Origin of the sequence: Exiguobacterium acetylicum (assembly GCF_019890935.1) — a bacterium.
Lineage (GTDB): Bacteria > Bacillota > Bacilli > Exiguobacteriales > Exiguobacteriaceae > Exiguobacterium_A > Exiguobacterium_A abrahamii.
On record NZ_CP082333.1, the window covers coordinates 1,356,041 to 1,369,020 of the forward strand.

Here is a 12,980-nt window from a genome sequence, read left to right on the forward strand (position 1 = left end):
GACATGGGGGTCTTCCTCGTCAAACGCATATTATCCGTCATCCCGATCTTGTTACTGGCTGTCTTGATTCTGACAGGGTTGATTCATTTGTCACCAGTTGATCCGGCACAGGCCTATCTATCCGCTGCCCATATCCAACCGACGGATGAACTGCTCGCTGCCAAACGAGCAGAATTCGGACTCGATCAACCGTTCTACAAACAATACTTCGATGCCGTCATCCGCTTGGCGCAGCTCGATTTCGGCACATCGTATCTTTCCGGCAAACCGGTCCTAGAAGATGTCTTGCTTCGCTTACCACCGACGGTCGAGCTAGCAGTGACGAGTCTGCTGCTAGCACTCGTCGTCAGTATCCCGCTCGGGTTCCTTGCTGGGATCAAGAAGAATGGCTTCTTTGACCATCTCAGTCGGGCAATCGCCTTCATCGGTGCTTCAATCCCGTCGTTTTGGCTCGGGTATCTATTTATCTTCTTCTTTGCTGTCCAGCTGGATTGGTTTCCGGTCGGGGGGACGGGAAGTGTGATGCACTTGATCTTACCGGCATTGACGCTCGCCTTCCCGTTGATCGCCCTGTATACACGATTGCTCCGTGGCAGTGTGATTGAAGCATTGAACGAACCGTATGTCTTGTTTGCCCGGACACGTGGATTAAAGGAAGGACGGATTCTTGGGAAACACGTCCTTCGGATGGCGATTCCGCCGATGATCACGGGTCTTGGAATGAACCTTGGGAAGTTGCTGACGGGAACGATCATCGTCGAGACCGTCTTCTCGTGGCCAGGCTTCGGTCGCTACTTCATTGAAGCAATCTTTGATCGGGATATGCCGGTCATCCAAGGCTACGTCTTTCTCGCGGCACTCGTCTTCATCGGGAGCAGTTTGCTCGTCGACATCATTCAAGCTGTGCTCGATCCACGCCTAGCGAAAAAAGGAGGGACGGTATGAATACTCCACTTCCAGCAACGATGATCCGGTCGCGGTATACGCCGCTTCTTTATCTCTGTGCCCTCGTCTTAATCGGGATGGCAGGCATTGCGTTGTTCGCGCCATGGATCGCGCCGCATGATCCGAACCTCGTCGACTTGACGCAAAAGCTCCATGGTCCGTCGTCAGCCTATCCGCTCGGAACCGACCAGCTCGGACGCTGTCTCTTATCGCGCTTGATTTATGGCGCACGGATTTCACTCGGCTGTGCCGTGTTGATTTTCGTCGCCTCACTTGCGATCGGACTGTTCGTCGGAACACTTGCCGGTTACCGTGGAGGCTGGGTCGACCAACTCTTGATGCGCCTGTGTGACGGTGTGATGGCATTTCCGAGTCTGATTCTCGTCCTCGGTCTCGTCGGTATTTTCGGTCCAGGTCTCAAGCAGGTCATCATCGCCTTGATGCTCGTCCAGTGGGTCTACTACGCGCGAATGTTCCGCGGAATGGTCATGACGCTGAAGACGGAAGCGTTCATCGCTGCTGCTCGCGTCAATGGTTCGTCTTCGTGGAAGATCATTCGGACGCACATCCTGCCGAACATCTTACCACCGCTGCTCGTCATCGGAACGCTTGAGATGGGATGGGCGATCATGGATATCTCGGCGATGTCGTTCCTCGGGCTTGGTGTTCAGTCACCAACTGCCGAGTGGGGAGCGATGATTCACGAAGGAAAATCGTACATCCGGACGAATCCGGAATTGATGATTTATCCGGGACTTGCGATCATGCTTGTCATCATCAGCTTTAACCTAGTAGGAGAACAGTTAGCAGAACGATTCGGTGTGTCAAAAACGATGAAATGAGAGGAGGTGCCCGTATCGAACCGATCTTAGCTGTCGACGGTCTGACCGTCCATACGAAACAACAAGTAACATTGATCGAAGGTGTGATGTTCTCAATGCAAGCTGGACAGATTCTTGGTCTTGTCGGAGAGAGTGGCTGCGGAAAGACGGTGACGAGTCTCGCCTTGATGCGTCTGCTTAATCCACAGACAACAGACGTCACTGGCGATATTCGACTGAACGGAACATCAATTCAATCCTTATCAGAACGCGCTGTGCGAACGATTCGGGGCGGTGAGATTGCGTTCATCATGCAAAATCCGATGAGTGCCTTCACACCGGTCTACTCGATCGGGCACCAGATGATCGAGACGATTCAGACCCATACACGTTGTTCAAAACGTGAAGCGAAACAACAAGCGATGACGGCACTCGAAGAAGTCAATCTGACGGACGTTGCCCGGTTGCTCAAAGCTTATCCGTTCGAACTGAGTGGGGGAATGTTACAACGGATCATGATCGCCTTAGCTGTTGCCCTGCGCCCAAGCGTCTTGATTGCCGATGAACCGACGACGGCACTCGATGTCTTTAATCAAAAGACGGTTCTTGAATTACTCGAACGGATGCGGGCGACTTACGGAACGGCAATCTTGCTCATCTCACATGATCTCGGTGTGATCGCTGAACTTGCAGACGATGTCCTCGTCATGCAGCAAGGACGGATCGTTGAGCAAGCAGATGTCTTTGATTTGTTCGATCGACCGCAACATCCGTATACACAGTCCCTTCTTGCCCAGCATCTAGGAAGGGAGGCGTTCGGATGAGTTTACTACAGATCGATCAAGTCTCACACGTCTATAAACGCCGGTTTCGACCAGCTCAGACCGTCTTGCATGATGTCTCGTTGACGCTTGAAGCGGGACGCTGTCTCGGACTACTTGGGTCGAGTGGTGCCGGGAAAAGTACGCTCGGACGATTGTTACTCGGACTCGAACGTCCGTCAAGCGGTACGATCTGGTTCAACGGTGTCGATCGCCACGCGACAAAACGACCGTTTCAAGGAGATGTCCAAGTCGTCTTCCAGGACTCGTTTGCTGCTGTCAATCCGAAGCTGACGGCGGCTGATATCATCGCCGAACCGCTTGATAACTTCATTCGTTTAAAGGGTGAAGCACGGCAACAGCGTCTCGTCACGCTTATTGAACAAGTCGGACTTAAGGCAACGGATTTAACGAAATATCCGGCGCAGTTCAGTGGCGGGCAACTCCAGCGGATCGCGATTGCGCGAGCGATTGCTGCTGAACCACGTCTGATTGTTTTAGACGAAGCAGTCAGTAGCCTCGATATGGTCAACAAACGATTGATTCTTGCGTTGTTAGCTGACTTGAAGCGGCTACACGGTCTAACATATGTCTTCATCACCCATGACATTAAAGCTGCCGAGCAACTCTGTGACAGCTTCGCGATTTTGGAGCAGGGACGTCTCGTCGGGCATTATCCGAGTTTAGTTGCATTTGATGCTGCGACGGATCCTGCCGTCGAACGGATGCGCCAAGCAAAACTTGCCGTGCATCCAAGGCAACGAACGATTCGAAAGACACAAGCAAACAAAGGATAACGGACGGCTGAACGGCTCCGTTATCCTTTTTTGTTGTAAAAGAGGATCAATAAGCCGTTTTTCGGAACCGAAGAGCTGACCAGCCGAGTATGAGAAGAATCCAAACGAGACAAGAAGCGACACCAATCAGATGAAACGAAGAAAAAAACGACGTGTGTGATGGGAGCGACAGTAGCGCGCCAGGCGTGAAAAATAATACGTCTGGCATTAGCGAAGGTAGTGCGACGAGTATCAAGGAAACGACGAGCGACAGGATGCCGATCGGAACAGCGCGTCGCAAGAAAGTGCTGATCAGTAGTGTCAGACTGACGACGAATAACGTCCAAAGACTAAAATCGAGGATGATACGTAGTGCAAGCATCGGTGAGAGAAATCCGAACCAATAGACGGTCAAACAGTAGGACGTGAGGGCGCCAATCAGCATCCCGAATAAACTAATCATCCCGTGACTGAACCATTTCGACAGGAGATAGACATTCCGAGAGACAGGGCGCGTCAGAATGAAATCCTGCATACCGGTTTGTCGGTCTGAAGCGAGCAGTCCCATGAAGCTCATGATCAGGACGATCAAGCCAAGCTGATTGAATTGCCCATGGATTGTTGCGCTGAAGACGTCAAGTGGTTGTGGAGCAGGACGATTCGGATCAACGATGATTCCGTCCGCGTTTCCGACGTGTGCGAGCAAGACATCCATATACATCAACAGCAACGGTTGTGTCACCCCGAGGGCAATGAAGAACAGCGGTAACCAAACGATCTTCCATTCTCTCCATGCTTCCAACCACTCGGTCCATGTCAGCGTATAAAAGGTCTTCATACGTCTGCCACCATGTCGAGGAACCGTTCCTCGAGTCCGATCGGTTGATAGGCAATCGAGGCAATCGACCATCCCTGTTGAATCAGAGTGATCGCTAACTGTGAGAGATCAAGCGGCTGCTGTGCGGAGAACTGATAGCAGCATGGGTTGATTCGATCAATCTCGATTCGTGGAAATCGTGTAGCAGAAAACGAAGGGGCAGCTGTAAGCGTCTCGACTTGAATCCGGTATTGATCCACGTTGCGTTGATTGTCGAGTGGACCTAACAATTTTCCGTGCTTAATGACGAGGAAGCGATCGCAACACGTCTTTGCGTCTTCTAACAGGTGCGTTGAGACGATGATCGTCATCCGTTTCTTTAAGCGGAGGATCAATTGATTGATATCATGTCGACCACTCGGATCTAGGGCGGAAGCTGGTTCGTCAAGAATCAAAAATGTCGGTTCATGTAAGATCGCTTGGGCGATTCCGAGACGTTGGCGCATGCCGCCGGACAGGCGTTCGACGACTTCTGTTTGTTGGTCGTGGAGTCCAACTTCATGTAGAACAGCTGGAATCCGCTTATTTAACGTTGCGCGATCGAGACCTGACAAGCGACCGAAAAAACGTAGTGATTGTTCGCACGTCATCCAAGACTTGAAATCTGTTTGTTGTGATAAGTAGCCGATCGATTGCTGCTGTTGACGGATAGGGCGCGAAGACATCGTGATCGAACCACGGTCACTCTCAATCATGCCGCTCAGACATTTCAAGAGTGTCGTTTTTCCGGCACCATTCGGACCAATCAGTCCAAGACATTCATGTTCGTGAATCGTGAAGGAAATATCGTCTAGGATAAGACGTCGTTGAAGGGAAAGCTGGAGATGAGAAATCTGAATCATGCTGTCATCCTCCTTCCGAGGACGAAGTAGAGAATCGAGCCAATCGGCTGGACGAGGAGAATGATCAATAACCAAGTAGTCGGTGTCGCGATCCGGTCCTTCCGTCTGAACCAATCGATACAGGCGCAGCTAAGTAGAATCAGGTTGATGAAGATGTAAATCAATAATAGGGGCAGGAATCGTTCCCAGTCGATGTGTGATAAGGCAGAGAAATCTGTGTTCATAAAAACCCTCCTTTTCTATTACCATTATCAATAATGAAAATAGAAAAGTCAACGCCATAGACGAATCATCGTTAGTTCTCAATCAGTTAGAGCTGTGATAAACTTCTCTTATCAAAATTTTCCAAATGCGATTTGAATCAAATCGTGTAGACGAAAGACGAACCATCAAACGAATCATGATGTCGAGGAGGATTATATGCAGATTTATCAATTCAAAAAAGAGATGGGCAAGAAAATCACAAAATTCGATTCGAACTTTGTGATGTCACGGATCATGCAGACGGAAAAAGTGACGCATATCGGATACATCCATTTAGAAAAGGATGGCGTGGTCGGTTATCACCAGGCGGTCGTGCCGCAACTCTTGTTAATCGTAGAGGGTGAAGGATGGGTGAGAGGAGAAACGGATGATTACATAAATGTTCAGCGTGGGGAAGCGGTGTTTTGGAATCAAGGAGAATGGCACGAAACGAAGACGGATACGGGGTTAACAGCGATCGTAATTGAAAGTGAAGAACTCGATACGTCAGCACTCGTTTCCATATGACGAAACCAAGTGGGATACATAAAGAGGCTGACTCAAAAAAAGAATGATTCGTTTTCTCACGCCCTTTCCTCAGGCGAGGCACAAGCCAGCTTTCCTGCTTCATTCAAGCAGGAAAGCGGGTCTTGTTTGTCTCTGACAGCGCAAAAATGCGCTTATTCCTGTAGGAGTGGTGTGTAAAGCCTCATTCTTTTTATCTTTGTAGAGACTAAAGTTTGCGACAGTCTCTACTCTGATTTCGTACACCGACTTTCTAATTCTTCGAGGCATAGATGTAACCGAGCAGTGATCATTTCTCGATTTCCCATCTGTTGCGTTGTTTTATGAGTGAGATGAGGCTGATGTAGAATGTCGAAGTGCTCATACGCTTCTTGCAATACCCATAATGTATATTCATCCAGTAATCGTTGAATTTGAATGGTGCGTTCGTCTCCAACAACGTTAAAACAATATCCGCTTATAAATCCATCAGCTATGTTATTTAGAATATTACTTTTTTCTTGGTACGCTTGATTTATGTATCGTGGAGCATTTGAGAAGGATGGTAACAAAAATTTGTAACAAAAAACAAAGTAAGCCGCGTATTTTAAATCAAAATCCAATCTTGGAAACGGGTCAATGATTGCAATGTGTTCATCAGTTAAAATTAAATTTTCTGGTGTTACATCTTGATTCACGAGCGAGATGTTTTGAACCTGAGTTCGTCTATTCTCAATTAAAGCATGAATATGCTGACCGACTTTTTCTTTATCAAAGCAAAGACTAGAGTGAATGAGCATATTTAATGCGGTTAAGACGTGTTCATTTTCTTCCAGCCATAATTCATCCTCGTTTCTTAAATCACTACCTTGTAAAGTTTCCCCTTGCCAGTGCAGTTCCCCGAAACCAACAATAGAGGTTTTCTGATTGTGTATACGATGAAAAATTTGTCCTAATTTCGTACCGTAAGAATGGGCTTTATTCTGATCGAGTAACAATAAATCTGTTCCACGACCCATGAACGTTTCTACTGTAAATACTGTGCCATCTTCAATAAAATACTGATAAAAGTCAGGACAGACATTTTGGTCACTTGTATTGGCATGTAAATAGTAAGCTTTCGTAGACTCATACTCTGTAGTCAGCTCTTGTTCATCAATCTGTTGCAACTCCCCATAAGCCTCATTCTTTTTTATACGAATCACAAGGTCTTGATCCTCTAACCTAGTTACTCTATAAACAGAGTGCCAAGATCCTTCACCAATCTTTAGAATCTGTTCTGCTTTTATGTTTAACGTATCCCTTACAATTGCATCAAGATTTTCTTTGATCCGTTTCATGGGGTCTATTTTCTCTCCCTCACAATGTTGTCTCGTTTCAGTTTGGTGAAAATACGCTTCTAGAAACGGAGCGTGTTTAGGGCAAGATGACGAGTGAGACGGTCCGTTCAGTTGCCTGGTCTTCTGCCTCCAGGTGATGATATTTTTCGAGCAGTGCCCGCATGTCCTGTTGAAAATCATTGAAGGTTTCATCCGTCAGGTGCAGTTTCGAGATCGAGAACGTCGAGTGGTCCTGACCTTGCGTTTGAACGGTCTGTTCGAAGTACGTCTGGTACTGCTGTAAGACATACATGAAGTAGAACGAGACGAAATTCACTTTTTCGTCGTACGATGCACTGTTCCAGTCCGCCTCGCTGATCTGGTAACCGCTCGTGTTTAAGGCATAGATTTTTTCCTCGACTTTTCCGACGCGCTGGACAGCGACGACCTTCAACAACTGATCGTCCATCATCGCATTGACTTGCCGGTATAAGGTAGATTGCGGTACATCCGTTAAGCGTTGATTCAGTTGCATGATGGATAAGCCGTCTTCGCGATCAATTAATTCAAGTGCAATCTTAAACCGGGCATGATTTTTGAATAAGTTAAAGTTCACGTCGTGTTTCACTCCTTCACTCAATCGATTCTAAAACTATCTTATCATGCTTTTAGAAACATTCTTAAAAATGATAATGCAAAAAGAGGAAATAATAAGTGAGTAGAGAATAGTCTATAATTACACTAATTGGTAAAGGGGCGTTTCTTATGAAAGATTTAAACTACCGCTATGGTACATATGCACTCATTACAAGCTTTTTCTTATTCTTCATCGTTCAGATGTTCCGAGCATATGTGGAATTATCACCGGAATTTGCTGGCGAAGCACTTGAAGAATATCACTTGATGTACTTCCCAATCATTGCTTTAGTCGTCGGACTCGTCCTATTCATCAACGGCTGGTGGAAATCGACGGAAGCGCAGCATAAAGCCTTATCGAATACAGAGCAAAAATAATATATGCACATCAAAAGACCGAAATGATTTAGCCAAACATTATTCCCCTAATCTATTAAAACATCCATTTCAATTCCCATTTAAAGGTTAAAATAGATATATAAACTATAAATAAGGGGAAAATAATATGAGCATTCCTGTTACTAAGAAGCAATCATTAACATTGACAAAAATGTTAGCGAAAACAATAACATTAATAGTAATGCTAACATTATTATTTTCATTAACATTAATGTTACCAAATTCAACAAGTGCAGCATCAAAGGAGTACGAGGTCTACAAGAAAATAAAGCCTGGTATGACGGTTATCGAAGCTGCTAAATTGATTTACGGTAAGACATACAAAAAGCATCTAAAGAAAGAATATGGAGTCACAACTTTTAGCAAAAGACCTTTCTATCGTGATATTTCTAAAACCGGAAAGAACTATGAATTTGGTTTTTATACACATGATCAAAAGAGCAAAAGTATGTATTCTCATAAGATTGGTTTAGGTTTATTTACAAAAAAAGAAAACAAGGAACTTTACGTTGGATGGAAAGCTTACTCTCCAGAAAATCCTTCGGCAAAAAAATTCTACAATGGCAAGAAGCCGAAATATGGTATGACAATTAGTCAAATCGATAAAATTCTTTCCGGTAAAGGACTCGGAGTTTTTGATCACCTTTATTCAGAAGATTTAACAAAGTTTGGATACGTTGATAAGAATGGCAAGAACATTTACCCTGATAAAGCTTCCTGGATTTACTATCTAGCCAAGAGTCACAGTGGAAAAACAGATTACTACATGTTCTTCAACTATGATTACAAAAAGAATATTTATATCTATGCAAAACAATAATTCTAATCACTGACCTTCGGGTTAGTGCTTTTTTATTTATCAAAAAAAAACCTGAATAAAAGGCGATTTTAACATGGAATAAAGTCCATACAATTATTCATTCGTCATGAATTTCAACGTTTATAAAGCCGTAACCAAAAAGAATGTGGCTGAAGTAATCAAAGACATTCAAAGACAAGTCGCTAAGGTGAATCTCATTTTCACCGCTAATGAGAAAAACTTTGAAGTGATTATGAAGTCATGACAGAGGATTTTGAGGACGTAATTGTCAAGCAAACAAAGAAAATCATTACTGTATTCACGTCATCACTAAATGATGCTCGTCTAGAATATTGACAAGCAAAGACCGACAACGCATTTTCGTTGCCGGTCTTTATCGTTTCATGTGTTCAATTGTTTAAAACGCTTAATCGCGAACGGTCCGATCGGTTCGGTCGTCGATCGTTCCATGATCAATTCACTGAGTACTTTTCCGACTAAGCTGCTGAACTTGAATCCGTGACCGGAAAAGCCGGCGGCAATCGCGATATGCGGATAGTCCGGATGTAAATCGATGATGAAGTCCTCGTCTGGCGTCATCGTATAGAGACACGTTTTTCCGTGAGTTAAAGTATCGATCGAGGGCATGAAGGTGTTCGTGAACTGTCGTAAATCAGCCAGATCACCCGTCTCCTGACCAAATGGACGGCGTAGTTGATTTGGATCAACGGGAATCCCACCGTCGTGGCGTCCAATTTTCAGACCGGCTTGAGCGATACTTGGAAAACCGTAATAATAACCGGCGGGTGTATCAAAGGCGAAGGCAGGGAACACCGCGTCATTGAATACCTCTTCCGCTGCTTCGAACCAGGCGAACGTCTTGCGGACCGGGCGAAGCGGTAAGGAGAGACCAATCTGTTCGAGCAACGGACCAGACCAGGCACCGGCTGCGACGATTAAGGCGTCAGCTGAATAGGTGTCTGTTCCGACGGTTACGTCCACACCATGAGCGTGGGCGGTAAGCGTCGTCACTTTCGCATTCGTCCGGATGTCGACACCGTTCGCGACAGCAAGATCACGGTATGCTTCAATACAATCCTCGCACTTCAACACACCGGACGTCGGTTCAAAACAACCGATATACTCGTCGGGCATCGTTAAGCCGGACCAGCGCGTTCTCATTTCTTCAGCCGTCAGGATCTCAAGCGGTAAATCATACTGCGCTGCACTCCTGATGATCGTCTGCATCGCATGGGACGAGCGGTGACCAGCGTTTAAGACTCCGGTGTTCAGGAACAGGCTCCGACCGCTGATCTGTTCCAACTCGTACCATAAGCGTTGCGCGGCTAACGCCAGCGGCACATAAGCTTCACCTTCTCCGTAGGCATGACGAATGATCCGAGTCTCCCCGTGATGGCTCGCTTGATCATGCGGTGGATTGTGAGCGTCTAATAGTAAGATGTTTTGATCGGTTCGTGAGAGATAGTAGCCGGCTGCCATCCCCATGGATCCGGCACCGACGATGATGACATCATAATGGGACATCTGGTTCGACTCCTTCATATGTAAGTTCACACCAGTATAGAGTGAGAACCAGAAAAGAACAAATGAAAGATTAAATCTCGAAGCGACGGGCTTCCTGTTCTAAATGTTCTGTTCGTGCGTTCAAATCGCCGACGAGCGTATGGAGCGTCGTGATCGTCGCAATCATTTGTTCAGACGCAGCGGCAACTTCCTCGTTACTCGCCGTATGCTCTTCCGCGACAGCGGCAATTTCCGTCAAGGCATTGCGGATGAAACGTTCTGCCTGCAAGACGTCTTCCATCTGTTGCGTCATCTGCTGTGTTGCCGTTGAGACGTGCGTGACTTGATCCGTCAACCGTTCGAACGTCGTATCCGTATCGAGAACGATCTGTTCACCGGCTGCTGTTGCTTCGACCGTCGTTTTAAAGCTATGTTGCATCTGCTGCGCACTGGCTTCGATCGACGTGACAATCGTTGCGATCCCACTGACACTGCTAGCGACATGGCTTGAAAGATTCTTGACCTCGGTCGCGACGACAGCGAATCCTTTCCCTTGTTCACCCGCCCGTGCTGCTTCAATCGCGGCATTGAGGGCGAGTAGATTCGTCTGCTCGGAAATACCGCGGATGATGCCGACGAGCGTTTGGATATCTGATGATTGCTGTTTCAGTAGATCAATCTGTTCAGCAGATTGCGTGACGTGCTGATGAATGTGACGCATCTGTTCGACGGAAGCGGACATTTGCTCTCGTCCGACTCGTGTCAGTGTTGCCATCTGCTCCGTCGTTCCTTGAATTTCGACACCAGACTGATTCGTCGTCTCGATCAATGCTGCGAACCGATTCATCTCATCATTCAATGAAAGCGTGACTTGCGTCTGACTTTCGGTCCCGGTCGCGATTTCCGACATCGTATGAGCGATTTGTTCGGAACCGTCGAGTACTTCCGACGTACTTTGATCGATCGATTGACTCGTCGTCGAGACGAGGGTAGCTGTCTGTTTGATGTCGACGATCATCGTCCGCAGCATCTCGTTCATATCACGAATCGAGATCGCAAGCGCATAGATTTCGTCTTTCGAAGCAATCGTCAAATCGGTCAACGTTTGTTTTGCCTGATCCAGTCGTCCGTCGGCAATCAAGGCAGCGACTTTCTGTAACGTCTCGAGCGGACGTAACTTTCGACCGAGTACGATGTAAAGCAAGATAAGGGTTATCGTCAACAGTAGGAGCATCAACCCGATGAAAATCGGAGCGTTTTGTTGCAATAGATCGGTCGTCAGGGCATCGACTTCCTTCGCCGCGATATCGGTTCCAAGGATGCCGATGATTTTCCCGGTCGCATCCTTCAGCGGAACGTAGACACTGATGTACTGTCCATAAATTGGATCATCAATCACGTCCGTCGTATGTGTTTTGCCCTTTAGGACGTCTTGCATATCGGCAACGGTTGCACCACTTGCCGGGGCATTGATTTTCGCAGCCTTATCTTTTGGTAAACCATCGATTAATAATCGAACCTTATTTTGGTCGATGCGTGCTGTGTATGTATATAAGAGTCCATTTTGCTTTCGTAACGTATCGAGTTCTGTTCGTAACGTTTCGTATTGTTCGGACGCGACAGGCGATTGTAGAAATTCGCTGTAAGCTGCCGTATCGAACGTTTTACTGATGCGCAGTGCGTCCTTTTCAGCGGTCGCTTTCAATGTTGAGACTGCCGTTTGTTTCGTATTGAAGTATAAAGCTAGACTACTAAAAACAAAAAAGGCAATCAAAATCAAACTAATCATTACTAAAAGGCGCGTTCGGATGGAATGGTTCTTGGTTGTGTTCTTCACGTTCAACTAGTCCTCTCAACTCATATTTTCTATCTGTAATTCATTTATCGGTCGGTAAAATACATATTAAACAGGACCTTTTGACGATATTTTTATGAAACTGCCTGCGGAAAGATTGATTTTCTTAAAAAAGGATTTGTAGAGAATGATTCAGGGCACATAATAGTTAGAAAAAAATATAAGTTGAGGGAAGAGGGATTGAGATGGAAAGTGAAGTTGATCATCGAATCAAGGCAAGACATGTATATGAAAATGAATTACGAAGACATGCGGTCAGCACGAAAAAAGCAACCTTCCGATTGATGACATGTTTACGTTGCCAATCGAAGATACTGTTGAAACAGGGACATCAAGATAGTCATCAATGTGACGTGAACGTATCTAGCTGATACGTATGAGAGGAGGAGTTGGATGAAACGAGAGCAACATGTCACGCCACATCCTAAAGGTGGCTATCAAGTGAAAGCTGCTGGTGCGACTCGAGCAACCAAACGATTTGCTACACAGAAAGAAGCGATCGCTGAAGGGCGTCGCATTGCGAAAAAACAGAAGACAGAACTCGTGATTCATAACAAAGAAGGGCAGATTCGCGAAAAAGATTCTTACGGACATGATCCATTTCCACCACGAGGTTGAG

The 12,980-nt window shown here is 46.3% G+C and carries 15 protein-coding genes; 8 read left to right on the top strand and 7 right to left on the bottom strand.

Annotation, left to right across the window (positions count from 1 at the left end; translation table 11 throughout):
• Positions 1 to 3 precede the first annotated feature (3 nt).
• The 4 genes from nikB to K7G97_RS06950 are packed head-to-tail and all read left to right on the top strand — an operon-like array spanning position 4 to position 3,384.
• Entirely contained in the window at positions 4 to 945 is a 942-nt protein-coding gene (nikB, locus tag K7G97_RS06935; protein ID WP_223041732.1) for a nickel ABC transporter permease, read from the top strand.
• On the top strand, positions 942 to 1,787 hold the full coding sequence (gene nikC / locus K7G97_RS06940; RefSeq protein ID WP_396133872.1) for a nickel ABC transporter permease subunit NikC: 846 nt from the start codon (positions 942 to 944) through the stop codon (positions 1,785 to 1,787). The genes nikB and nikC overlap by 4 nt, the downstream gene beginning before the upstream one ends.
• Complete coding sequence (locus K7G97_RS06945; RefSeq protein ID WP_223041733.1) at positions 1,784 to 2,590, top strand: ABC transporter ATP-binding protein; 807 nt, start codon at positions 1,784 to 1,786, stop codon at positions 2,588 to 2,590. Before nikC ends, K7G97_RS06945 begins: the two co-directional genes overlap by 4 nt.
• On the top strand, positions 2,587 to 3,384 hold the full coding sequence (locus tag K7G97_RS06950; RefSeq protein ID WP_223041734.1) for an ATP-binding cassette domain-containing protein: 798 nt from the start codon (positions 2,587 to 2,589) through the stop codon (positions 3,382 to 3,384). Before K7G97_RS06945 ends, K7G97_RS06950 begins: the two co-directional genes overlap by 4 nt.
• A 46-nt stretch (positions 3,385 to 3,430) precedes the next feature.
• Here K7G97_RS06950 and K7G97_RS06955 read toward each other — a convergent pair whose 3' ends face one another.
• The 3 genes from K7G97_RS06955 to K7G97_RS06965 are packed head-to-tail and all read right to left on the bottom strand — an operon-like array spanning position 3,431 to position 5,306.
• Positions 3,431 to 4,201 carry an ABC transporter permease gene (locus tag K7G97_RS06955; RefSeq protein ID WP_223041735.1) on the bottom strand — a complete coding sequence of 257 codons (771 nt, stop codon included), beginning with the start codon at positions 4,199 to 4,201 and terminating at the stop codon, positions 3,431 to 3,433.
• Positions 4,198 to 5,082, bottom strand: coding sequence for an ABC transporter ATP-binding protein (locus K7G97_RS06960; protein WP_223041736.1), 885 nt, complete (start codon positions 5,080 to 5,082; stop codon positions 4,198 to 4,200). Before K7G97_RS06960 ends, K7G97_RS06955 begins: the two co-directional genes overlap by 4 nt.
• Positions 5,079 to 5,306, bottom strand: a complete 228-nt coding sequence (locus K7G97_RS06965; RefSeq protein WP_223041737.1) for a PLDc N-terminal domain-containing protein — start codon at positions 5,304 to 5,306, stop codon at positions 5,079 to 5,081. The genes K7G97_RS06960 and K7G97_RS06965 overlap by 4 nt, the downstream gene beginning before the upstream one ends.
• A 196-nt stretch (positions 5,307 to 5,502) precedes the next feature.
• Here K7G97_RS06965 and K7G97_RS06970 point away from each other — a divergent pair, with 196 nt between their 5' ends.
• Positions 5,503 to 5,853, top strand: coding sequence for a cupin domain-containing protein (locus K7G97_RS06970; protein WP_223041738.1), 351 nt, complete (start codon positions 5,503 to 5,505; stop codon positions 5,851 to 5,853).
• A 224-nt stretch (positions 5,854 to 6,077) separates the two neighbouring features.
• On the opposite strand, the gene K7G97_RS06975 is transcribed toward K7G97_RS06970, so the two are convergent.
• Entirely contained in the window at positions 6,078 to 7,169 is a 1,092-nt protein-coding gene (locus K7G97_RS06975; protein ID WP_223041739.1) for a hypothetical protein, read from the bottom strand.
• A 76-nt stretch (positions 7,170 to 7,245) separates the two neighbouring features.
• Complete coding sequence (locus K7G97_RS06980) at positions 7,246 to 7,764, bottom strand: helix-turn-helix domain-containing protein (protein WP_223041740.1); 519 nt, start codon at positions 7,762 to 7,764, stop codon at positions 7,246 to 7,248.
• 149 nt (positions 7,765 to 7,913) lie between these two features.
• Between K7G97_RS06980 and K7G97_RS06985 the strand changes: the two genes are divergently transcribed.
• Together K7G97_RS06985 and K7G97_RS06990 are read left to right on the top strand one after the other, a co-directional pair.
• Positions 7,914 to 8,162, top strand: coding sequence for a hypothetical protein (locus K7G97_RS06985; protein ID WP_223041741.1), 249 nt, complete (start codon positions 7,914 to 7,916; stop codon positions 8,160 to 8,162).
• Positions 8,163 to 8,289: 127 nt separating this feature from the next.
• Positions 8,290 to 9,003 (top strand): hypothetical protein, encoded by a 714-nt coding sequence (locus K7G97_RS06990; protein WP_223041742.1) that lies wholly within the window; start codon positions 8,290 to 8,292, stop codon positions 9,001 to 9,003.
• Positions 9,004 to 9,384: 381 nt separating this feature from the next.
• On the opposite strand, the gene solA is transcribed toward K7G97_RS06990, so the two are convergent.
• Together solA and K7G97_RS07000 are read right to left on the bottom strand one after the other, a co-directional pair.
• On the bottom strand, positions 9,385 to 10,527 hold the full coding sequence (gene solA, locus K7G97_RS06995; protein ID WP_223041743.1) for an N-methyl-L-tryptophan oxidase: 1,143 nt from the start codon (positions 10,525 to 10,527) through the stop codon (positions 9,385 to 9,387).
• A gap of 70 nt (positions 10,528 to 10,597) precedes the next feature.
• On the bottom strand, positions 10,598 to 12,295 hold the full coding sequence (locus tag K7G97_RS07000; RefSeq protein WP_223041744.1) for a methyl-accepting chemotaxis protein: 1,698 nt from the start codon (positions 12,293 to 12,295) through the stop codon (positions 10,598 to 10,600).
• Between the two features lie 459 nt (positions 12,296 to 12,754).
• Between K7G97_RS07000 and K7G97_RS07005 the strand changes: the two genes are divergently transcribed.
• Positions 12,755 to 12,979 (top strand): DUF2188 domain-containing protein, encoded by a 225-nt coding sequence (locus tag K7G97_RS07005; protein WP_058265324.1) that lies wholly within the window; start codon positions 12,755 to 12,757, stop codon positions 12,977 to 12,979.
• Position 12,980 lies beyond the last annotated feature (1 nt).